The sequence below is a fragment of the Micromonospora fiedleri genome, assembly GCF_016774385.1.
In the GTDB taxonomy this organism is placed as follows: domain Bacteria; phylum Actinomycetota; class Actinomycetes; order Mycobacteriales; family Micromonosporaceae; genus Micromonospora; species Micromonospora gifhornensis.
Map to the genome: position 1 here is coordinate 631403 of NZ_JAETXL010000004.1, position 20575 is coordinate 651977.

At 71.0% G+C, this 20575-nt stretch carries 19 protein-coding genes; 10 read left to right on the plus strand and 9 right to left on the minus strand.

From position 1 onward, the window contains the following. Positions 1-40: 40 nt before the first annotated feature. Positions 41-679 carry a TOPRIM nucleotidyl transferase/hydrolase domain-containing protein gene (locus JMF97_RS13900; RefSeq protein WP_203221920.1) on the plus strand — a complete coding sequence of 213 codons (639 nt, stop codon included), beginning with the start codon at positions 41-43 and terminating at the stop codon, positions 677-679. On the opposite strand, the gene JMF97_RS13905 is transcribed toward JMF97_RS13900, so the two are convergent. Further along, entirely contained in the window at positions 631-1143 is a 513-nt protein-coding gene (locus JMF97_RS13905; protein WP_203221921.1) for a hypothetical protein, read from the minus strand. The two genes, JMF97_RS13900 and JMF97_RS13905, sit on opposite strands and share 49 nt — an antisense overlap. A 223-nt stretch (positions 1144-1366) precedes the next feature. Here JMF97_RS13905 and JMF97_RS13910 point away from each other — a divergent pair, with 223 nt between their 5' ends. The 4 genes from JMF97_RS13910 to JMF97_RS13925 all read left to right on the plus strand — a co-directional run bounded on the left by JMF97_RS13910 (position 1367) and on the right by JMF97_RS13925 (position 5574). Continuing rightward, on the plus strand, positions 1367-3328 hold the full coding sequence (locus tag JMF97_RS13910; RefSeq protein WP_307816901.1) for a purple acid phosphatase family protein: 1962 nt from the start codon (positions 1367-1369) through the stop codon (positions 3326-3328). A gap of 111 nt (positions 3329-3439) precedes the next feature. Then, a complete protein-coding gene (locus JMF97_RS13915; protein ID WP_203221922.1) occupies positions 3440-4072 on the plus strand; it encodes a hypothetical protein in 633 nt (210 codons plus the stop codon). 63 nt (positions 4073-4135) lie between these two features. Then, positions 4136-4792, plus strand: a complete 657-nt coding sequence (locus JMF97_RS13920) for a hypothetical protein (RefSeq protein ID WP_203221923.1) — start codon at positions 4136-4138, stop codon at positions 4790-4792. Continuing rightward, positions 4789-5574: a nickel/cobalt transporter gene (locus tag JMF97_RS13925; RefSeq protein WP_203221924.1), complete on the plus strand. Its 786-nt coding sequence runs from the start codon at positions 4789-4791 to the stop codon at positions 5572-5574. Before JMF97_RS13920 ends, JMF97_RS13925 begins: the two co-directional genes overlap by 4 nt. 19 nt (positions 5575-5593) lie before the next feature. Here JMF97_RS13925 and JMF97_RS13930 read toward each other — a convergent pair whose 3' ends face one another. Next, positions 5594-6340, minus strand: a complete 747-nt coding sequence (locus JMF97_RS13930; protein ID WP_203221925.1) for an SDR family oxidoreductase — start codon at positions 6338-6340, stop codon at positions 5594-5596. Positions 6341-6421: 81 nt separating this feature from the next. Between JMF97_RS13930 and JMF97_RS13935 the strand changes: the two genes are divergently transcribed. Next, positions 6422-7030, plus strand: a complete 609-nt coding sequence (locus tag JMF97_RS13935) for a TetR/AcrR family transcriptional regulator (protein WP_307816902.1) — start codon at positions 6422-6424, stop codon at positions 7028-7030. A gap of 106 nt (positions 7031-7136) precedes the next feature. Further along, positions 7137-7715 carry a hypothetical protein gene (locus JMF97_RS13940; RefSeq protein WP_203221927.1) on the plus strand — a complete coding sequence of 193 codons (579 nt, stop codon included), beginning with the start codon at positions 7137-7139 and terminating at the stop codon, positions 7713-7715. Between the two features lie 8 nt (positions 7716-7723). On the opposite strand, the gene JMF97_RS13945 is transcribed toward JMF97_RS13940, so the two are convergent. From JMF97_RS13945 to JMF97_RS13970, 6 genes are all read right to left on the minus strand, one after another. Beyond that, on the minus strand, positions 7724-8767 hold the full coding sequence (locus JMF97_RS13945; protein WP_203221928.1) for a WxL protein peptidoglycan domain-containing protein: 1044 nt from the start codon (positions 8765-8767) through the stop codon (positions 7724-7726). Positions 8768-8831: 64 nt separating this feature from the next. Further along, a complete protein-coding gene (locus JMF97_RS13950) occupies positions 8832-9464 on the minus strand; it encodes a hypothetical protein (RefSeq protein WP_203221929.1) in 633 nt (210 codons plus the stop codon). 74 nt (positions 9465-9538) lie between these two features. Continuing rightward, positions 9539-13714: an ExeM/NucH family extracellular endonuclease gene (locus tag JMF97_RS13955; RefSeq protein WP_238359264.1), complete on the minus strand. Its 4176-nt coding sequence runs from the start codon at positions 13712-13714 to the stop codon at positions 9539-9541. A 191-nt stretch (positions 13715-13905) separates the two neighbouring features. Then, the gene (locus JMF97_RS13960) at positions 13906-14598 is read right to left on the minus strand and encodes a hypothetical protein (protein WP_203221930.1); all 693 of its coding nucleotides are present in this window, start codon (positions 14596-14598) and stop codon (positions 13906-13908) included. Continuing rightward, positions 14595-16091 carry a type VII secretion protein EccE gene (eccE, locus tag JMF97_RS13965; RefSeq protein WP_203221931.1) on the minus strand — a complete coding sequence of 499 codons (1497 nt, stop codon included), beginning with the start codon at positions 16089-16091 and terminating at the stop codon, positions 14595-14597. The genes JMF97_RS13960 and eccE overlap by 4 nt, the downstream gene beginning before the upstream one ends. 31 nt (positions 16092-16122) lie before the next feature. Beyond that, entirely contained in the window at positions 16123-17802 is a 1680-nt protein-coding gene (locus JMF97_RS13970) for a right-handed parallel beta-helix repeat-containing protein (protein ID WP_203221932.1), read from the minus strand. A gap of 141 nt (positions 17803-17943) precedes the next feature. Between JMF97_RS13970 and JMF97_RS13975 the strand changes: the two genes are divergently transcribed. From JMF97_RS13975 to JMF97_RS13985, 3 genes are read left to right on the plus strand one after another with little or no spacing between them, the layout of a single operon-like run. Beyond that, positions 17944-18327, plus strand: coding sequence for a YwqJ-related putative deaminase (locus tag JMF97_RS13975; RefSeq protein WP_203221933.1), 384 nt, complete (start codon positions 17944-17946; stop codon positions 18325-18327). Beyond that, the gene (locus JMF97_RS13980) at positions 18324-18809 is read left to right on the plus strand and encodes an SUKH-3 domain-containing protein (protein ID WP_203221934.1); all 486 of its coding nucleotides are present in this window, start codon (positions 18324-18326) and stop codon (positions 18807-18809) included. The genes JMF97_RS13975 and JMF97_RS13980 overlap by 4 nt, the downstream gene beginning before the upstream one ends. Continuing rightward, positions 18806-20104, plus strand: a complete 1299-nt coding sequence (locus JMF97_RS13985; protein ID WP_203221935.1) for an SseB family protein — start codon at positions 18806-18808, stop codon at positions 20102-20104. Before JMF97_RS13980 ends, JMF97_RS13985 begins: the two co-directional genes overlap by 4 nt. On the opposite strand, the gene JMF97_RS13990 is transcribed toward JMF97_RS13985, so the two are convergent. Continuing rightward, positions 20093-20557, minus strand: a complete 465-nt coding sequence (locus tag JMF97_RS13990) for a hypothetical protein (protein ID WP_203221936.1) — start codon at positions 20555-20557, stop codon at positions 20093-20095. The genes JMF97_RS13985 and JMF97_RS13990 overlap by 12 nt on opposite strands. Positions 20558-20575: the final 18 nt, after the last annotated feature.

Consider the following 20575-nt stretch of genomic DNA (forward strand, 5'->3'; position numbering starts at 1 on the left):
CCGGGCTCGGGTCGGCATGATGGGGCTGAGGGGTGGGGAGGTGGAGGTGCGGATCGAGGTCGCCACCTTGCGGGACGCCCGAACGGTGCTGCTGGTCGAAGGGGCCAGCGACCTGGTCGCCGTGCAGACCCTGGCGCAACGGCGGGGACGGGACCTGGCCGGCGAGGGCGTACGGGTGCTGGCCATGGGCGGGGCCACCAACATCGGGCACTACCTGGAGCAACTCGGTCCGCGTGGACGTGGCCTGCGCCTGGCCGGCCTCTACGACGTGGCTGAGGAGGGCTTCGTCCGGCGTGGACTGGAGCGGGCAGGTCTTGGTACGGCCCCGCTGGCTGAGCTGGGCTTCCACGTCTGTGTGCGTGATCTGGAGGACGAGTTGATCCGGGCGCTCGGCACCGACGGGATGCAGGAGGTGCTGGCGGCCGAGGGCGATCTGCGCTCGTTCCGGCTCTTCCAACGGCAGCCCGCGCAGCAGGGCCGAGAGCTGCCGGCTCAGCTGCGCCGGTTCATCGGCACCCGTCCGGCCGCAAGGAGGCGTACGCCCGACTGCTGGTGCAGGCGCTCGACCTGGAGCGCGTGCCGCGTCCGTTGGACGCGGTGCTCGCGTCGGTGGCGCCGCCGGGCGGGGCGTCACCAGCTCGGCAGCGTCGAACCGGTTAGCCGGCCACCGAAGCGGTAGACCACACACATCACGTCCCGGTCGCCGTCGGCCCAGGTCTCCCTTGTGGGCAGCACCGGGTAGAAGCGCAGTGCCTGGCCGGTGTCGTCGGGCCAGGTGCTGGTGAACATTTGCCGGCAGGCCGACCAGGCGAACTCCCGTAGCGCCACCGGATCCCAGTTCGTGTCGTCGGCGTGCACGAAGCCGTACACCTGGTTGTCGGCACCCAGTGCGCAGGGCCGGTAGCGGACGACGACGCCGCCTGCCTCCGGCAGGTGGGCCGGATCATCGAAGCACTCGCCGCCCTCGATGTGGAGGATGCCCGGCGTCTGCGCGTCGACGAAGGTTTCGTCCTTGACCACGGCGGGGGCCGACATGGTGCTGCCGGCCATGGTGGCGAGCAGTCCCGCCGTGCAGAGCAGGGCGACGACGCCGCGCAGCGAGCGGCGCGGGAGCTGGCCGGTGACAGTGTCCTGGTTGGTCATAGCGCGTCGATCGTAGGAACGCGATCCCTGCCGGCGAGCTGCTCACAGGTGTCGACGAGGTGACGCGACGGCCAACACCGGCTGGTGGGGCAGGCGACGCGGCGAGTGTTCATGTGCTGGAAAGGATCTTGTAGCTGTCCGGTTGAGCGGGACTGGGCCAATGACGACGGCGCGCCGCCCGCACAACAGCTGGTCGGGCGCCACCCACCTCCTCATTTGAAGGGTGACCAGAGTCGTGACCGACCAGAAGCTCCCCTGGAGCATCGGGGCCCGTCGGGCGAAGATCGTGGCGATCGGTGCCGCGGCACTGCTCGCCGGGGGCGTGGCACTCAGCCCCGCCGCCTTCGGTGATGCAACGCCAGCCAAGTTCCCCGCCGCCGAGATTCACAAGCCGTCGCCGGTGCCGGACCGGATCATGTTGACCCCCACCGCCAACCCGTCCACCTCGCAGCGGGTGACCTGGCGGGCCGAGGCCACGGCGGAGTGGGCGCGGGCCGAGCTCATCGAGGCCCCCCGGGCTCTCGTCGGTGGCGTGCCGGCCTCCGGCAGTGCGGTGACCCGCCTCGCCGCCCTCTCCAGCACCCCGGTCAACACCTCCCTGGGGTACGCCTCGACCTACCACACCGTCGAGTTCACCGGCCTGAAGCCGGACACCCGGTACACGTACCGGGTCGGTGACGGCACCAACTGGAGCGAGTGGATCGACTTCACCACCGCGGCCAGCGACTTCGAGCCGTTCTCGTTCATCTACTACGGCGACGCGCAGAACAACCTCGACTCGGCGGTGCCCCGGGTGTTCCGGCAGGCCTTCGCCGAGCGGCCCGAGGCCAAGATGATCGTCAACGCCGGTGACCTCATCGACCACGCCAACAGCGAAGAGCAGTGGGGCCAGTGGTACAAGGCCAGCGGCTTCATCGACGGCCAGATCAACAACATCTCGGTGCCGGGTAACCACGAGTACAGCGGTGGGCTGTCGCAGTTCTGGCGGCCGCAGTTCCCGTACCCGGACAACGGCCCGGGCAACCCGGAGCTGAAGCAGACCGTCTACTACGTCGACTACCAGGGCGTACGCTTCATCGCCCTGGACTCGAACCACCAGAGCAACAGCACCCTGATGGCCGCCCAGACCGCCTGGCTGGAGGATGTGCTCCGGGACAACCCGAACAAGTGGACGGTGGTCACCTTCCACCACCCGGTCTACTCGACCACGGGCACCCGCAACAACCCGCAGGTCCGGGCCCAGTGGGGCCCGCTGTTCGAGCGGTACGGCGTGGACCTGGTGCTGCAGGGCCACGACCACTCGTACGGCCGGGGCAACGTGGCCACCAACCGCCGCTCGGCCGCCGTGCACGAGGGCACGGTGTACGCGGTGTCGGTCTCCGGCGGCAAGATGTACGCCCTCAACAACGGTCAGAACTGGACCGGCAACGGTGCCGAGGTGACCAGCACCAGCCAGAACACCCAGCTCTACCAGCTCATCGACGTCTCGCAGGGCACCCTGCGCTACGAGGCCCGGTACGCCAACGGTGAGCACCACGACGGGTTCCTGATCCGCAAGAACGACGAGGGCGAGCGGACCGTCAACGAGCTGCGTACCCCGTCGAACACGACGGGCCAGCACGTCACCGTCGACCGGACCAGCGTCGCGGTCAAGGGCGAGGTCAAGGTCTCCGCGTACGGCTACGACCCGGCCGAGAAGGTCGCCGTCTCGCTGCGCAAGCTCGGCAACACCCCCGGTCAGGCCGAGATCTCCGTGGCCAACCTGACCGCGGACCAGCTGGGCCGGATCAGCTACCAGCTGGCGATCCCCGCCTCCGCCAAGGCCGGCGGCACCTACGAGGTGTTCCTGTCCAGTGCCAACCAGCAGATCACCAGCCCGGCGATCACGCTGAACGGTTGGCGTGCCGACGTCCAGGCTCGCGCGCACTGCGTCGGTGCCAACGCGTACGTCTCGGTCACCGTGCGCAACGGTGAGGGTGAGCCGCTGAGCGTCGAGATGGTGACCCCGTACGGGTCGCGGACCGTCGCCGGCGTGGCCGGTGGCAAGTCCGCCGGCCAGGCGTTCAACAGCCGGGCCAGGTCGGTGCCGGCCGGCGTCGCGACCGTCGACGTCACCGGGATGGTCGACGGTGACCCGGTCACCATGCGGGTCGAGGCTGCGTACGAGGCGGCCAGCTGCGAGTAGTCCGTGTGCGGTGGCGGTGCCTGATCGGCATCGCCACCGCCTCCCGCCGGTGGGACAAGCGTTCCCCCGGCTGAACTTCCTTCAACTGCCCTGAGTGGCGATGGAGTAGAGATGAAGACTTCAAGTCGTAGGCGGCTTTTCGCGGTGGGCGCCGCCGGTGCCCTGCTGGCCGGATCGGTGGCGGCGGGATCACCCGTGTTCGCCGCGCCCGGTGACAGCGCCGACGTGTCGGTGACCGTGGACATCGAGGAGATCAAGGAGCCGGGTGTGCTGGCGATGTCCATCGCCGGTGACTCGGTGACGTTGGCCGAGGACGGGTCGACGCTGCTGGTCCGCCAGTTCGTCGGCACCCTGCCGACGGTGACGGTCACCGACACCCGTACCGCCGACGAGGTGCCCGAGGGTGCCGCGTGGGCGGTGCTGGGCAGCGCCACCGACTTCGTCGGCGACGCCGACCAGGCGCCGATCGGTGCCGGTCACCTGGGCTGGAAGCCGAAGCTGATCGACGGTGGCGACAGCGGCCTGGTCAGCGAGGGTGAAGAGGTCGTGACCGTGGTGGACGAGCCGACCCAGCCGGGCAACAACGTGGGTCTGGTGGACCAGGAACTGCTGGTCTCCACCTTCGACTCGGGTGCGGTGGCCGGCGGGGCGTACACCGTCAACGCCGATCTGTTCCTGCGTACGCCCGCGGACGTGGCGGCGGGTGCGTACACCTCGACGCTGACCCTGTCCCTGTTCGAGTGACCATCGCGGGTGTGGGGGTCCGCAGGCGGCGACCCCCACACCCGTGGTCTGCCGGAGACGACAATGAATCACCGCAGCAAGATGATCGGCGCTCTGCTCGCCGGCGGTACGGCCCTGGCGGCGGCTGTCGGGGGCGGCGCGCCGGCCGCCGCGCACCCCTTCGGCCCGCCGACGACCGCCCAGGTCGCCGTCGACGGCTCCCGGGTCGACATCTCCTGGCAGCCCGCCGAGGACGACTGGGTGGCGCTCGGCCAGTCACTCGGTGCCTTCGAGGACCCCAGCGCCGGCCCGGTGGCCACCCAGCTCACCGGCGAACAGAAGCTCCGGGAGTCCGCCGCGGTGCGTGACTACCTGCGCGAGCGGATCACCGTCAGCCAGCACGGCCAGCCCTGTCGCGGCGAACTCAAGCCGCTGGACGGGTTGCTCGCGCAGGGCGCCCGACTGACCTTCGACTGTCCCGCCCCGGTCCGCACGCTCGACATCACGTTGACCGCGTTGACCGACCTCAACCAGGCGTACCGCACGATCCTTCGCGCCGAGTCGGCGAGCCCGGCCGAGACGCTGTACACCGCCGCGGCCGACACCCACCAGGTCGACTTCACGCAGTCCGGCGGTGGGCTCGGATCGGCCACCGCGCTGGCCTTCGGGGTCGGCGCTGCCGCAGTGCTCGGTGCGCTGCTCGTACCACTTTCCCGACGACGTACCCGGAGCACGGCATGAACGGCCTCAACGACCTCGACCAACGACTGCTGGCACTCTTCGACAACTCGGCCCTGTTCTGGTTGGCCCTGGTCGTGGCGGTGGGCGTCGGCGCGGCACACGCCGTGGCACCGGGACACGGCAAGAGCATCACCGCCGCGTACCTGGTCGGCACGCATGGCCGGTACCGGGACGCGCTGCGGCTGGGCGTCATCGTCGCGGTGATGCACACCTTCTCCGTCCTGGTGCTGGCGCTGGTCTGGACCGCCTTCAGCGGCGCGGCCAGCCTCGGCACCACGACGATCACGGCCGGGCTTCAGGTGCTGGCCGGGCTCGTGGTGATCGGCGTCGGCGCGCACCTGATCCGCCGCCACCTGCGGCGTCGCCACGCCCACGCCCACGATCACCACCACGGCCACGATCACGATCACAGCCACGATCACCACCACCATCAGCACGACGAGACGGTCGACCCGTGGTCCCGGCGGGGTCTGGTTGCGCTCGGGCTGTCGGGTGGGCTGCTGCCCTCCCCGTCGGCCTTTCTCATCCTGGTCAGCGGACTGCTGACCGGTCGCGCCGTCGGCGCGGTCGTGATCGTGCTGGCGTTCGGTGCCGGGATGGCGTTGACCCTGACCGGGGTCGGGGTGCTGACCATCCGGGGGCAGGCCCTGCTGGCGGGTCAGAGCCGCAGGTGGGCCCTGCTGTCCAGCGTGTCGGCCTGGACTCCGGCGATCGCCGGGGTGGCGGTCTGCCTGGGCGGCTGCCTCTACGTGGCCGCTGCGGTCTCGACCCTCACCGCGTAAGCCCGGTGACGAGAGCCGGTCAGATCGCGCCGCCGTTGGCGTAGAGCACCTGGCCGTTCACCCAGCGCCCCGGGCCGGCGAGGAAGACGACCAGCTCGGCGATGTCGTCCGGCGTCCCGATGCGCTCCAACGGCGGTTCGGCGGCGATCCGGGCCAGCGTCTGCTCGTCCTTGCCGTCGAGGAAGAGGTCGGTCGCGGTCGGGCCGGGCGCCACCGCGTTCACCGTCACGTCCCGTCCGCGCAGCTCGCGGGCGAGGATCAGGGTCATCGTCGAGACGGCGCCCTTGCTCGCCGCGTAGGCGCTGTAGCCGGGGCGGGCGAACCGGGTCAACGAACTGGAGAAGTTGACGATGGCGCCGCCCGGGCGCACCCGCCGCGCGGCCTGCTGGTCGACCACGAAGGTGCCTCGTACGTTGATCCGCAGCAGTTGGTCGAGCTGGTCGAGGTCGAGATCCGCCAGCGGGGCCAGGGTCATCATCCCCGCCGCGTGCACCACCACGTCGACGCCGCCGAACTCACGTTCCGTGGTGTCGAAGAGGGCCGCCACCGCAGCGGGGTCGGCGACGTCGGCCGGTACCGCGATGGCCGTCCCACCGGCGGCCCGGGCGGCGGTCACGGCCTCCTCCGCCGCGTCCTGTCGGCCGCGGTAGTTGACCACGACCGCGTACCCCTCGGCGGCCAGTCGTTCGACCACGCGGCGTCCGATGCCCCGGGAGCCGCCGGTCACGATCGCGACGCGGCCGGTCGTGCTGAAGGTGGTGGTCATGGTTCCTCCCGAATCCAATATGTGTACGCTGTGTCCATATAACTTGTCATGAAGACGCAGCGTCCATATAACGGAGGACAGGTGACGCAGCTCACCCCAGACTACGAGGCTCCGCGTCGGCGTGGGCGCGGTCGCCGCCCTGCTGACCAGGTACGCGCCGAGATCCTCACCGCCGCCGGCAACCTGCTGCTGGCCGAGGGCATGGCGGGCTTCACGATCGAGAAGGTCGCGGCCCAGGCCGGTGCCAGCCGCATGACGATCTACAAATGGTGGCCGTCCAAGGGTGCGTTGGCCCTCGACGGCTACTTCGCGGTGGTCGGCCCGGTGCTGGCGTTCCCCGACACCGGTGACATCGTCGCCGACCTGACCAGCCAGCTCACCGCGTTCGTCCACCTGATGACCGACACCTCCGCCGGTCGGGTGGTCAGCCAGCTCATCGCGCAGGCCCAGACCGATCCGGACCTCGCCGTCGTCTATCGCGAGCGCTATTCGGCCCCCCGTCGCGCGATGGGCGTCGAGGCCCTCACCCGGGCGGTGGCCCGAGGACAGCTACGCCCGGACATCGATGCCGAGTCCGTCGTCGACCAACTCTGGGGCGCCTGCTACCACCGGCTGCTGATTCCGGACCAGCCACTCACCGAGGAGTTCGCCGCCACCCTGGTCGACAACCTGATGCGCGGCCTGCGCTGACCTGCCCCGGGGCGACGCGGACGGACGCACCGTACGCGGCCACTGGTCGACCGGGCCGTACGCCACGGGGGCAGCGGAAACGCCGACGGCGGTCGATACTGTGGAGATGACGCGACTGGTGCGGGTCCTGACACTCGTAGCGCTCGGGTCGGCACTTGTCGCCTGTGACCGCGCACCCGTGGACACCCCGTCACCCTCACCGACGGCGCCCTCCCCTTCGGCATCCCCCGGCGACCTCGCGGTCCCACCACTGCAACTGCCCAGCGTGGCCCCCGACGGCACCTGCCCGGTCGCCGAGCCGCAGCGCTGGAGCAACCCGGACCAGGCCCAGCGGGTGCTGGGGCCGGGCCCGGTCTATCCGATCGCCGACTACTTCACCGGCGGAGCCCTGCCGCTGCGCCCCACCAACCGGCAGGCCGACGGCAGCTACACGGCGAAGGTGCGCTGGCTGGCCGCCGACTACACCGGCCCGGTGCTGGTACGCGCGGGGCGCATCGACGCGCCGGGTGCCGCCTCGGCCGAGTTCTCCTACCTCGGCGAGCCTCGCCACGACGGCCACCATGCCGTGCTGACCAGGCCGGAGACCGACCTGCCGGGCACCACCACTGTCGACGGTCCGGGCTGCTACGCGTACCAGGTCGACGGCACGTCGTTCAGCTACACCATCGTGTTCCGCGCCGGCTGAGGCGCAGCTCAGCCGACCGGGGTGGTCCGGCGCCCCTCGGCCCGGCCCTCTTCCCGCGCGCTGGCCAGCAGCTGAGCCAGCCGCCGCCGACGGCGCCGGGTGATGACCCGGTAGGCGAGCACGAGCAGGCCGATCAGGAGCAGCAGCGCCAGCTGCGGCCAGGGCACGATCCAGGTGGTGACGGTCGCGGTGCCGGGGCGGATCTCGGCGCCCGTCGGGTCGCCACCCTGAACGGCGGGCGTGACCGAGACGGTGGTCTTGAGCCGGCCGAGCCCCCAGACCCCGTCGACCTGGGTGTCCACCACCTGTACGCCGCCGGGCAGCGTCTCGGTGACCTGGGTCGGGTCCTCCTGCTTGACCAGGCCGAACAGTTCGCCGACGGACACCTTTCCGCTACCGGTCAACGCGACGTTGCCGTCGTTCTTCGCGGTGTAGCCGACCTTGAGGGTGCCGGCGGAGAACGGGTTCCACGAGGGCGTGTAGGTGGTGCTGAGGTCACTGATCGCCACACTGGCGGTGACCGTGCCGCTGGCCCGCAACATGACCCGGAAACCGACCCGGCTCTCCACGGCGACGGTGCCGCCGGTGCTGGTGACGGTCGCCGCGATACCCGCCGGGTGGTCGCCGGGGGTGGCGTCCTCCGGCACGGTGATGGTGAACGGCACCACCTTCGTGCCGTTGGCCTCGACGGTCACCTTCTCCTGGACGGTGATCCAGGTGCCACCGTCCACCGACTTCTCGTTCGAGGGCAGCATGTTGAAGCGGCCCTTGTCGGTGAGGTATCCGTCGGCCGCCTTGAGGGAGAAGACCACCGCCGAGTCGCTGAAGTTCCGTACCGCGAGGTGCTCGGTCACCACCTGGCCGGGGTCGAGGGTCCGTTCGATGAACCGGCGACCGTCCGGGCCGTTACGGTCGGCCGGCTGGACCGCCCAGGTGACCGCGGGACTGGTCGGTTCCGCCATCGCGCCGGTCGACGAGATCGGCACGACGGCCAGCACCACAGCCAGCACGGCGAGCATCCGGGTCAGTGCTCGCAGCGGGGTTCGGATCATGGCGGTTTTCCTTTGCGGGAGGAGCGGGTGGGGGAGCCACGCCCAGGCGGCTCCCCCGATGGATCTACTCGAACAGAGACAGGGTCAGCGTCGAGGTGTACTTGCCGGCGGCGACGTCCGCCGGGGTGCGCAGGAACAGGTTCGCGTTGACGGTGTACTCGCCACCGGCGACCGCTCCGGAGTCGAAGGTGGAGACCAGCAGTTCCTGGTCGACCAGACCCACGTTGTTGCCCGGCTGGGTCGGCTCGTCCAGCACGGTGACGACCTCTTCGCCCTCGCTGACCAGGCCGGTGTCGCCACCGTCGATCAGCTTCGGCTTCCAGCCCAGGTGACCGGCGCCGATCGGCGCCTGGTCGGCGTCGCCGACGAAGTCGGTGGCGCTGCCCAGCACGGCCCACGCGGCGCCCTCGGGCACCTCGTCGGCGGTACGGGTGTCGGTGACCGTCACCGTCGGCAGGGTGCCGGTGAACTGGCGGACCAGCAGCGTCGACCCGTTCTCGGCCAGCGCGACCGAGTCGGCGGCGACCGTCATGGCGAGGACACCCGGCTCGCGGATCTCCTCGATGTCGACGGTCACCCGTACGTCGCTGCTGTCGACCGGCTCGGCCGAGGCCGGCGTGCCGAGCGCCACCGAACCGGCGAGAACGGCGCTGGCCGTGGCGGCCGCGAACAGTCGCCGGTGGTTCCTTCTGTGCATGCGTTGCTCCGTTGTGCGTATCTGCTCGATGGGGGTGGGGTGGCGGCAGGATCGCCGCCACCCCGTACGAGAAATCAGCCGCAGGTGATCGCGGCGTACGCCGACTCGACCTGGATCGTCGCCGGCTGGCCGTTGACCGTACCGGTGATCTTCACCGTCGAGGTGCCGGCGGCCACCGTCTTCGCCCGGCTGTTGAACGCCTGGTACGCCGTCTTGCCCGGGGCGACGTCGGCGACGACGCGCGACCCGTACGGCGTGACCAGTTCGATGCTCAGCGCCACGTCGTCGGCGTTGCGGGCGCTGACCGAGACGTACGCGTTGCTGCCGACGCACTGGGTGCGGGCCTGGACCTCGACCTCCCACGCCGGGCCGCCCTGCCCGATGGTGGAGCGGGGCGTGGTGTCGGCGGTGACCGGCGAGTTGGCGGCGAGGTAGTTCACCAGCATGGTGAGGTCGTTGTCGCCGGTGGTCGCCCGGTCGGTGCCGCCACCCAGAGCGGTGAAGTTGTCCCCACCGGAGGCGAGGAACGAGTTCACCGTCACCCGGTAGGTGGCTGCCGGGTCGATCGGTACGCCGTTGAGCTGCATCGAGGTGATCCGCGAACCCCGTTCGGCCTGCGGATCGTAGGTGTAGCTGAAGCCCTTCGACACACCCAGCCACAGCACCGGACGGGACGCGCCCGCCGGCTGCCACTGCTGCTCCAACGTCTGCTTGATCTCCGCACCCGTGTAGGACTTGGTGACCACGTCGTTGGAGAACGGCTGCACGGAGAAGGCGTCGGCGTAGGTCACCGTGCCGTCGGTGCGGTACAGCAGGTCCGCCCGCAGACCACCCGGGTTCATGAAGGCGATCTGGGCCCCACCCCGACCGGGGGCGGAGGTGTCGGCGAGCTGCACGTCGGCGATGAAGTTGCCCAGCGCCGACTCCTTGCCCCGGTCCTCGTTGCCGTCGGTGTAGGCCCGGCGGATGTCGGCGGTGATCTCGCCCAGCTTCCGCTGGCCCAGCTCCTGCGCCCGGACCTTGGCAGCGGCCACGATGTCGGCCACCGCCGGGTCCTGCGGCGCACCGACCACGTCGACAAGCGAGGCGTCGGCGGCGGTGACGGAGTTCGACTCCGGGTCGAAGGTCAGGGTGACCTTGCCCAGCCGCTTGCCGTAGTCCTCGGCCTGCACCACCGGACGCAGCTTGTCGGTACCCGGCACCGGGACCTCGAAGGCGTACGGCTGGTGGGTGTGACCGCTGAAGATGGCGTCGATGGTGGCGTCGACCCGGGTGAACCTGCCGAAGACCGGGTCGTTCACCAGCGCCTCGGCCGAGTCGATGTTCTCCGTGGCGGCACCCTCGTGGGCGAGCAGCACCACCACGTCGGCCTCACCGTTGGCGGGGTTGCCGTCCTTGAGCTGGCCGGCGACCAGGTTGGCCTCGGCCACCGGGTCGCGGAAGGTGATGCCGACGATGCCGTCCGGGCTGACCAGCGAGCCGGTCTGCTCGGTGACCACACCGACGAAGCCGACCCGGACACCACCGATGCTGCTGACCGAGTACGCCGGCAGCGCCCGGGTGTCGTCCCGGTACACGTTGGCGCCCAGCAGCGGGAAGTCCGCCCGGTCGGTGACCCGACCGGTCAGGTCGGCCATGCCCTTGTCGAACTCGTGGTTACCGACCGCCGAGGCGATCAGACCGGCCGCGTTCAACGCGTCGATCGTCGGGTTGTCGTCGTCGATCGCCGAGATGAAGGTGGACGCGCCGATGTTGTCGCCCGCCGACACGAACCCGGTGTTCGGGTTCTGCGTACGCAACTGGTTGACCAGACCGGCGAGCTGAGCCGCCCCACCGGCCGGCTGACCGCCCACGGTGGCCGGTGACTCCAGTCGGCCGTGGAAGTCGTTGATGCTCAGCAGTTGCAGGTCGACCGGGCTGGCCCCGGTGTTGATCCCGACGACCAGCGGGTTGTGGTCGCTGGCCCGGTACGGGTCCGGAGCGTAGAAGGCAGCCAGCCCGTCGTACTGGAAGGCGTACGACTCGACCGCGTTGATCTGCCACACGTCCACGCCGGTGACCCGGTCGGCCAGCGACGGCGAAGCCAGCGCGTGGTCGAGCGAGCCGGACTCACCGTTGAAGACGTAGCTGGTCTTCCCGGTGTTGTTGAGGTTGCGGTAGTCCTTGCCGTAGAGGACCTGCATCGGGTCCTCCTGGGTGTACGCGTTGAAGTCACCCAGCAGCAGCACGTTGTCGGTGTCGCTGTCGGCCTTGACCTGGTCCACGAAGGTGGCCAGCGCGGTCGCCTGCCGGACCCGGTCACCGTTCCAACCGCCCTGACCGTCACCGGAGTCGGCGTTGTCGCCGGAACCGGCACCGCTCTTGGACTTGAAGTGGTTGGCCACCACCACGAAGTCGAACGGCCCGGCGGTGAAGGTCTGCGCGATCGGCTCGCGGGCGTTGAACCAGACGCTCTCGTCGTTCACCGACCGCGACGCGCCCTTGGGCTGCGCCTTGGCCGGCTTGAAGATGATCGCGGTGGTGATGAAGTCCTGCTGGGCGGCGCCCGGCAGCTCGGTCGGGGTGCGAACGTAGTCCCAGGTGCCCGCGCCGTCGGCGGTGTTCAGCGCGGCGACCAGGCGCTTGAGCGCCCGCTGCGGGTCCGAGGAGCTGAACCGGACCGAGTTCTCGATCTCCTCCAGTGCGACCACGTCGGCGTCCAGCGCGCTGATCGCCGAGACGATCTTCGCCTCCTGCTTGGCCAGCGCGGCCTCGTTGGCAGCGCCACGCGCGTCGCCACCGAAGTGCACGAAGTAGTTCAACACGTTGAAGCTGGCCACCCGCAGGTCGCCGCCGACGTTGACCGGGGCGGCGGTACGCGGGTTGGTGACCTTGAAGGTGGTCCGGTCGCCCGGGCGGGTGTCCGCGTCGACCGGGCGGGTGGGCTGCAGACGCCACTCTTCGAAGGCGTACGACAGCACCGACGGTCCGAACGCCTCGACCGAGTCGCCGACCCGCAACGGGCTGTCCTTCGACACGTACGGCGGCAGCAGCCCGGCGGTGGACAGGTTGGTCGTCTTGCCGTCGTCGAGCAGGATGCGGCGGGCCTTGTTGTCGGCGGCGATCTGGCGGGCCTCCGCCGAGCCGGGCCGGGCCACATCGGTCGGGGTCAGCGCCGGCTTGTCACCGGCGGCCAGGGCCACCTCGCCGTAGCGGTTGGTGTTGTAGACCTCGGAGACGGCGTACGCGCCGACCGGGGCGACCAGCATCGACTCGACCGACTCGCGGGCGTCGTCGGTGAGCGGAAGCTCCACCGGGACCGGAGCGGGCAGCGGCGCGCCCTGCTCGCACACCTGCACGTCGCCACGGGCGGCGATGCTGAGCTGGGTGAGCCCGTTGAACTCGCTGGCCGTACCGCTGACCCGGACCCGGTCACCGATCGTGACCGCCGGGTGATTGGCGGTGTTCGTGGTCAGGTAGACGAAGATCCCGTCCGAGGCGGTGCCGGCGGCGACCGTACGCTCCCCGCCGCTGCCCGCCGTCTGCACGTACACGCCGTTGTAGCCACCGGTGCGGTGGTCGGCGGTGACGACGCCCTCGACGGTGACCCGGCTGCCGGCCACCGGTGTGGTGGTGCCGGAGCCCTGGACCTGGGCGATGGTGTGGCTGACCGCGACGTCACAGCCGACCGGCGGGTCGCCCGGTCCCGGGTCGCCACCAGCGGTGTTACGGACGCCGAAGCTGTTCGGCGCGGGCGCCTTCCAGACCCCGTCGATCTTCTGGAGCGAGTGCCCGACCGGGGTGTTGCTCGCCTCCTTGACCCCGATGTCGGTGCCGACCAGGCCGTTCGCCGGCCCGCCGACCGCGGTGAAGGTGCCGCCGTAGGTGATGAACTCGCTCACCGTGTTGCTGGGCGAGACCAGCGCGACACCGTCGGGATCACCGTTCTGGATGCCGTTGGCCGGGTACTCGGCGACGACCACACCGGACTCCGGCACCGTGCCGGTCAGCGTCCGGGTGTTGTACGCCGCCCCGTTTCCACCGTTGTAGAGGACGATCTGCCAGCCGCTCAGGTCGAAGTCGACCGGCGCCTCGATCTCGATCGCCTCGCCGACGTCGGTGCCGGCGTTGTCATAGTGGATCTCGCTGATGAACGGTGTAGCTGACGCGGGCGCGGCGAAAGCGGTGGTGCCGCTGCCCAATAAGAGCGCAGTGGCGGTGACCAGTACGCCCGGAATTGTGAGTTGCCGCCTGCTTTTTCGTAGCTGCATCTGCTGGGCCTCCGCGGGGCCTCCGAGGGTGTTAGACCGGTGGAGAATAAGCGGCACAAGTGTCCGCGCGGGAGCCACCAGATGTACTTATTCGCGAAACGAGGCGGTAGCCGGCACGGCATTGGCCTGCGTGATCGTGCGCGAATCGCGATGTTGACAGTGATTTTCCGGCGCCGTCCGGTGCCGACGGCTCAACCGCCGCGGGCGACCGGCCCGATCAGTTGCCGTTCGGTGCCGGTCATGCTGAGCATGACCCACTGCACCTTTCCCTTGGTGATCAGGCCGACCATTTCCGGATGGAGCTGGGTGAACCAGCTCTGCACGCTGACCAGGCCGAGGGCGTTCGCCGCGGTGGCCGCCTCGGGCGCGGTGAGTCGCTGGAGCACCACGATGTCGCTGCGCACCAGCACCTCGACATCCCAACCGGCCAGGTCGTCGCGGACCACCAGGGTCGCCCGCCACGGTGCGCTCAGGTTGGTGTCTGGCCCGGTCACCGGACCCGTGTCGATCACGACGAGCTGAGGCTCGGTCGGCGTCGCCGGCAGCGGTGGCGGCACCCCGGGCGGAAGGAACGAGGCGATCTCCCGGCCGATGACGCAGCGACGCAGGAAGGCGTCCCACTCCTGCTCGCGAGCGGTCTGGATGAACAGCCGGGCACCGAGCGCCAGGGCCCGGAAGGCGAGCAGTTCCGCGGCGCGTACCCCGCCGATCAACATCAACCGGGTCGGCTCGGCCCGGAACAGCCGTAGGCCGACCGGCTCCTGCTGGCGATTGCGGCCCACCACCAGCCCGCCCCCGCCGGCAACCAGGCGCAGGCCGGCCACGGTGGGCCCGTCGGCGACGTGCAGGCCGATCCGGCTGCCCGGGAAGGAGACGGTGTTCACCGCAGGAAACCTCCGAGCGGCAGGGTGGCGGCGACGCCCCGGGCATGCTCGCCGTCGAGTCGTTGCAGGCGACCACCGTGACCACGGATCGCCTCGTGCAGCGCGGTGTCGGCGGCGGTCAGGGCGGCGGCGTCCGCACCGATCAGCCGGAAGGCCACCTCCACCACGGCGTCGTCGGCACCCTGACGATCCGGTTCCCGGGCCACCGCGATCGACACCACGGCCGCCGCGGCGGGCAGCCCACGCAGCAGTGGGTCCACGTCCCACACCCGGTCGGGCCAGTCGAGCAGCCGGTGGCAGCTCTGCGGAGTGCCCTGCGCCGACCAACTGCGCCATCCTTCCCGGGCCAGCGGGCGGTCACCGGCCACCGGCTCACCGGTCAGATGGGTCAGGTTGGCGACGGCGGCCAGCACCTCGTCGCGGTTGAGCAGGCGGGCGGTCACCCGATCCTGGCGAAGCTGGCGTCGGGTCCGGCGGATCGCCGCGGTCAGCGCCGGCCGCAGGTCACGGTCGGCATGAAAATCAGGGGTACGGGGTGCCTGAAGCACCACCCAGGCCTGCCGACTGGCGGGCACATTGCCCTCGGTCAGCTCGCGGTACGCCCGCTCCACCGCCGCCGCCCGCACCCGGGGGGCCGGGGTGACCTGGATCAACACCTGCACCGTCACCGGCGGCGCCTTGGGATCGGTCGCCGGAAGCAGTGACACCGGCGGTGGCAGGGCCTGCGGAGAGCCCACCAGCAGCGCGCCCTCGGTCGGGTCGACCTCCAGCACGGCGCTGAGCCCACCCCGGTGGGTCAGCAGCACGGCGGGCTGGTCGTCGATCTCGACCTGTTCGAGCTCCACACTGTTCTCAAGATGGGTCAGCAACTGCCACCGGGCATCCGACCCCGTCGCGGCGAGTTGCCGGCGGCGACGCCGATAACCCCACCAGACCGTCAACCACTGGTACATCCACCGGCCGCGGTAGCGCAGCACGGTCGGGGCGAGCAGCAGCAGCACCGCAGCGCCGACCCCGACGGTCAGCAGGGTGCCGTGCCCGGTCGCGGCCAGCACCGCCGCCGCACCGGCCTGCCAGGCCACCAGCTGGGCGACGTGGATGCCGGCGATGCGCAACGGTCGCCGGTAGGGGCGTACCACCGGGGCGGTCGCCGCCGTGGGCTGTGCCTGATCTGCCGGCGACGCGGCGGCTGCCGCGGCCCGAGCGGCCGGGGCGGTCTGAGCCGCCTGCGCTGCTTGAGCCGCTTGGGCGGCCTGGGCCGTCGACACGGTGGCCGACGCCGGGGCGGCGGTCTGGCTGCGGTACGCGGTGCCGACCGTCGCTCGGCCCTGTCCCCGCTGGGCGGCCCAGGCCTGTCCCGTGGTCCCACCGACCGTGGGGGCCGGTACGCCGGTCTGCTGTGGAGAGCCCGTTCGCTGTGCCGGCGGCGCCGTGGCCTCCGGCTGATGCTGCCAACCTGGATCCCCCGGCCGCGCCGCGCCCGGATGAGTCACCGCGCGCCCCTCCCTGACCGGCCCGACATGATCAATGGCCGATCGCGGTACGCACGTCGGCAACGGTCACGGTACGCAACTCGTCGAGACTGGGCCGCTGACCGGACTGGCGCAGCCGCTGCGCCTGCGCCTTGCGTACGCCCTCGAACAGCTTGCGCGCCTCGCGGGCGTTGCCGAAGTTCTGGTCCCGCTCGATCGTGCCGAAGTGCTCCCGGAGCACGTCTGTCACGCCGTCGGCGAGCAGGTACTCGTCGCCACCGGCCATCCGCTCCACGATGACGACGAGCTGGTCGGGACTGTAGTTGCCGAACTCGATCGTCTTGGCGAAACGGGAGGCCAGACCGGGGTTGGCATCGAGGAACTGGAGCATCTCCCCGGTGTAGCCGGCGGCGATCACCGCGACCTCGTCGCGGTGGTCCTCCATCAGCTTGACCAGCGTGTCGATCGCCTCCTGCCCGAAGTCACCGCCACTGCCGGAGGACCGGGACAGGGTGTACGCCTCGTCGACGAAGAGCACGCCACCGCGCGCCTGCTCGAACGCGGCGGCGGTCTTCTCGGCGGTGTGGCCGATGTACTGGCCGACCAGGTCCCGCCGGGACACCTCGCGGAACTCGCCGCCGGGCAGCGCACCCAACGCGGCGAGCAGGTCACCGTAGATGCGGGCCACGGTGGTCTTACCCGTACCGGGCGCACCCGCGAAGATGAGGTGATGGCTGACCGCACCGACCGGCAGCCCGGCGCTGCGTCGCCACTCGTTGACCTGGATCTCGTCGATGAGGGCCCGGACCTCTTCCTTCACCGACTCCAGGCCGACCATCTGCTCCAGATCGGCCAGCAGCTTGTCGACCCGGGCGGTGTCCTGCGGGGTGGCGGCCCGGGCGGCGTCCGCGCCGTAGGCCGCCTTCCGGCTCGCCGTGCCCTCCACGATGGTCGGCGCGGCCCCCTCGGCGACCTCGATCGCCGGCTGGGCGGTGTTCTCGGTGGTGCACTCCTCGACCGTGCCCTGGCAGCCACGGGCGAAGGAGATCGCCGGCCCACGCGTGTCACGGATCCGGCAGCGCCGCAGCACGGGGGCGCTCTGGTGCACCACCGCCACCCCGGCGTGACCGGTCTGCGAGATGTCGCAGGCCTCGATCGTCGGGCGGCCGTACTGGTAGATGTAGATGCCCCGGTTGCCGCAGCGGGTGACCGTGCTGGTGCGGATCGTCGGGGCGGCGCCGATGCGCACGATGATGCCGTCCTCACTGAGGTCGGCGAACTCGCAGCCCTCGACGGTGCCGTCGGAGTCCTCGACGACCAGGCCGTACCGCCCGCCGGTGACCCGGCAGCGGGTCAGGGTGAACTCGGAGCGGCCGGCCACCTGGATGGCCGCACCGAAGCCGGCGCTCAGTTCGCAGCCGCTCATGGTGAGCGTGGCCCGGTCGCCCACCACCACTGGCGCGTCGCCCGCCTTGAGCACGAGGTCGCGCAACTCCAGTCGCCCCGAGTTGCAGGAGACCGTCGGGTACGCCCCGGAGGAGGCGTCGATGGTGACCGTTCCGGCGCCCTGCGCGGCGACGACGGTCACCGCACGGTCGTTGACGAACAGTGCCTCGTAGTAGGTGCCAGGGCTGACCGAGACGACTGTGTCGTCGCCGGCCACCGCCAGAGCCTCCCCGATGGAGGGGTAGGCGCCGGGCTGATCCGGGGCGACGAGAAGGGTGCGCGTCATGACTCCGGGCTTCGTACGGCGATGAGGGGTTGGCCCGACGATATCCCAGGCGGTCCATGCCATGGAGCCCCGCTCGCTAGGCTGCGTCGGGCGGACCGGTCGACTTCTGGCGCCGGGACACTCTCGACTGCGGGGGGACGGATGACCGAGCTGCGGACGCTGCCGCTGGTGGCGGGTGCACTGCTGGCCGACGGGACCATCCACACGCACACCTCCGTACGCGGCCGGACTGCACCGGAGTTGCATCCGATCGTCCGGCGGTTCCTGCACGGGCTGCCGGTCGGGCAACGGGAGCGGTTCACCGGCTGGTGCGCCGAGCCGGTGCTGATATCCGACCGGCTGTACGCCGCCGAGGCGGACGGGCCGCCGCTCGACGCCGCCCGGGCCCGCGCGCTGCTGTGGGGAGCGAAGCTGCGACTGACCCGCGTACGGGAGGAGGGCGACCCCCGGCACGGCGAGGTCCAGCCGCCCTGCCGATCGTGCGCGGCCCTGCTGGACTGGTTCGGTATGGAGGCGTTGACATGACCGAGCGCTTTCCACCTCAGGTGGCCGAGATCCTCGCCGCCGCCGGCTGGTCACCCGGTCGGCGCGACGAGGAGCGGGCCCGCGAGTGGGCGCTGCGCATCGCCGCCGACGCCGCGGTGGACGGCCGCCAGCACGTCATGACGACCGCCGCGGTGCAGGCGTACGCCGAGTTCGGTGGGTTGCGTCTCCACCCGCAGGGTGAGGGTGAGCAGGTCGCCCCGAGCGACGTCCACCTCGACCCGTTCCGGGTCCGCCACAGCGTGGCCACGCTGGCGGAGTTGGCCTCGGTGACCGGGGCACCGCTGAGTCCGCTCGGTGAGGAGGGTGACGGCACCGGCATCCTCGCCATCGACGAGCAGGGCCGGGTGTTCGTACTGGATCACACGGGTGACTGGTTTCTCGGGGCGAGTGTCGAGGAGGCGCTCGGCACGCTGCTGCTCGGCCGTCAACCGTCCCGGGTACGCGAGGACGGCACCTGGTGACCGACCCGCAGCGGACCGACCCGCAGCCGACCACCGTCACCGGCTGGCAACCGACCACCGCTACCGAACGCGCGCTGCTGGCCGCCGCCGAGCAGGACGACGGCACGGCCTTCCTCGCCGCGCTCGCCACCGGGCCGTTGCTGCTGCCGGTGCCGCCGACGGCGACCGCCGAAGCGCCGGTGCCCTGGCCGACGGGTCACCACGAGGGCGTCACCCACGTGATGGCCTACACGTCCCCGGCGGCGATCGCCGCCGGGCTGCCCGGCCAGGACGTCACCTACCGGGTGTCGGTGCTGACCGATCTCGCCGTCGACTGGCCCGATGAGCGTTGGATGCTGGCCGTGAACGCCGGTCTACCCATCGCCGTACGGCTGACCGCAGACGAACTCGCCAGCCTCACCGCCGCCCTGGTCGAGGCCGAACGGCCGCTGCGGGAGGCGGTCCGCCGACAGGACCCGGACGCCCTGATGTCCGCGCTGCTGCGGACCGAACTCCTGCTCCCCCTGCGGCCCGATGGGCCGGCCACCCGTGACCTCGGCGATCCCGATTTCCCCTGGTGGTGTCTACCGGACGAGCAGGGCCGGCCGAGCCTGCCGGTGTTCACCTCCGAGGCCCGGCTACGGCAGGCGCTCGGCGATCACGATCTGGTGGCGATCAGCAGTCTCCAGCTCACCGAACACTGGCCGGACGCCTCCTGGCAGTTGTCGCTCAACCCGGAGACTCCACTGGCCGCGACGCTGCCCGGCGAGGCGGTGCTGACCCTGCGCGACTGGCTGGGCGAGCTGCGCCACGTCCTCGACGACGCCGCCGAGCAGGAGCGGACCCGGCGGGTGAGCGCCGCGTACGCCGACCCCTCGACGGTGGGCATACCTGTGCCCCGCGCAGCGGCGGAGCCGACCGTCGACGTTGACGAGGGTCCCGATCCGGACGTCCCGCTGCGGCTGCAACTGGTCATCCCGCACCGCTACCTCGCGTCCTATCTCGACGACGGGTACGACCGCGCCGCCGGCCTGGTGCACGCCTGGTACGGTCCCGGGCGGGACACCCCGGTACGGCTCTACCGGCGGCTGGGACTGCTCGGCCCGGGCTCGCCCTTCGAGGAGTCGGACGAGTGGGTGGCCGTGCTGCGCTGGCCGCCCGACGAGAGCACGCCGCCGGAGTGGGGCCAAGGTCAGCCGCGAATGGAGTCGTTGATCGTCCCGGACGGCACCGAACTGCGTTGCCTGCACCAGGACGGCCGGGACGAGTTCCTGGCCCGCTTCGACGCCACCGCCCGCCGCTGGTCACCCGCCTGACCGGCTGGTGAACCAGGCGCGGGCCGGCGGGCTCTTGACCAGGGCCAGTGCCACGCCGGCCAGCCCGCCCACGACCAGTGGGGTGACCATCGTCGGCTCGAAGGTCAGCTTGCCCTGCACCAGCAGCACGACGATGACGACGACGAACAGACCGAAGGTGAAGCCTGCCGGCACCGCCAGCCCCTGGGCGCTGTCACCGGTCCACGCCATGAGCATCCCGAGCGCGGCGAGCAGCACCATCAGCAGCGCGATCGCGAGCACCCCCGCGCCGATGCCCACCACCAGGACGCGACCGAGCCCGGTGCCCTCGGCGGCCAGCATCGCCCGGAAGAAGGCGATGCCGGCGATCAACCAGGTCACGATCGACGGCACCATCAGGACGACGGCCAGCGTCACGACGATCGGCCGTCGACCGGGCGGCGGTGGAAACGCTCCGGACGAGGTGGTCGACATGGGTGTGACCTCCTGAGG

Coding starts and splice junctions, on each gene's coding strand:
- JMF97_RS13925 (WP_203221924.1), top strand. CDS start 4,789: ATGAACGGCCTCAACGACCTCGACCAACGACTGCTGGCACTCTTCGAC.
- JMF97_RS13950 (WP_203221929.1), bottom strand. CDS start 9,464: ATGCACAGAAGGAACCACCGGCGACTGTTCGCGGCCGCCACGGCCAGC.
- JMF97_RS13905 (WP_203221921.1), bottom strand. CDS start 1,143: ATGACCAACCAGGACACTGTCACCGGCCAGCTCCCGCGCCGCTCGCTG.
- JMF97_RS13955 (WP_238359264.1), bottom strand. CDS start 13,714: ATGCAGCTACGAAAAAGCAGGCGGCAACTCACAATTCCGGGCGTACTG.
- JMF97_RS13915 (WP_203221922.1), top strand. CDS start 3,440: ATGAAGACTTCAAGTCGTAGGCGGCTTTTCGCGGTGGGCGCCGCCGGT.
- JMF97_RS13920 (WP_203221923.1), top strand. CDS start 4,136: ATGAATCACCGCAGCAAGATGATCGGCGCTCTGCTCGCCGGCGGTACG.
- JMF97_RS13970 (WP_203221932.1), bottom strand. CDS start 17,802: ATGACGCGCACCCTTCTCGTCGCCCCGGATCAGCCCGGCGCCTACCCC.
- JMF97_RS13980 (WP_203221934.1), top strand. CDS start 18,324: ATGACCGAGCGCTTTCCACCTCAGGTGGCCGAGATCCTCGCCGCCGCC.
- JMF97_RS13945 (WP_203221928.1), bottom strand. CDS start 8,767: ATGATCCGAACCCCGCTGCGAGCACTGACCCGGATGCTCGCCGTGCTG.
- JMF97_RS13930 (WP_203221925.1), bottom strand. CDS start 6,340: ATGACCACCACCTTCAGCACGACCGGCCGCGTCGCGATCGTGACCGGC.
- JMF97_RS13940 (WP_203221927.1), top strand. CDS start 7,137: ATGACGCGACTGGTGCGGGTCCTGACACTCGTAGCGCTCGGGTCGGCA.
- JMF97_RS13975 (WP_203221933.1), top strand. CDS start 17,944: ATGACCGAGCTGCGGACGCTGCCGCTGGTGGCGGGTGCACTGCTGGCC.
- JMF97_RS13990 (WP_203221936.1), bottom strand. CDS start 20,557: ATGTCGACCACCTCGTCCGGAGCGTTTCCACCGCCGCCCGGTCGACGG.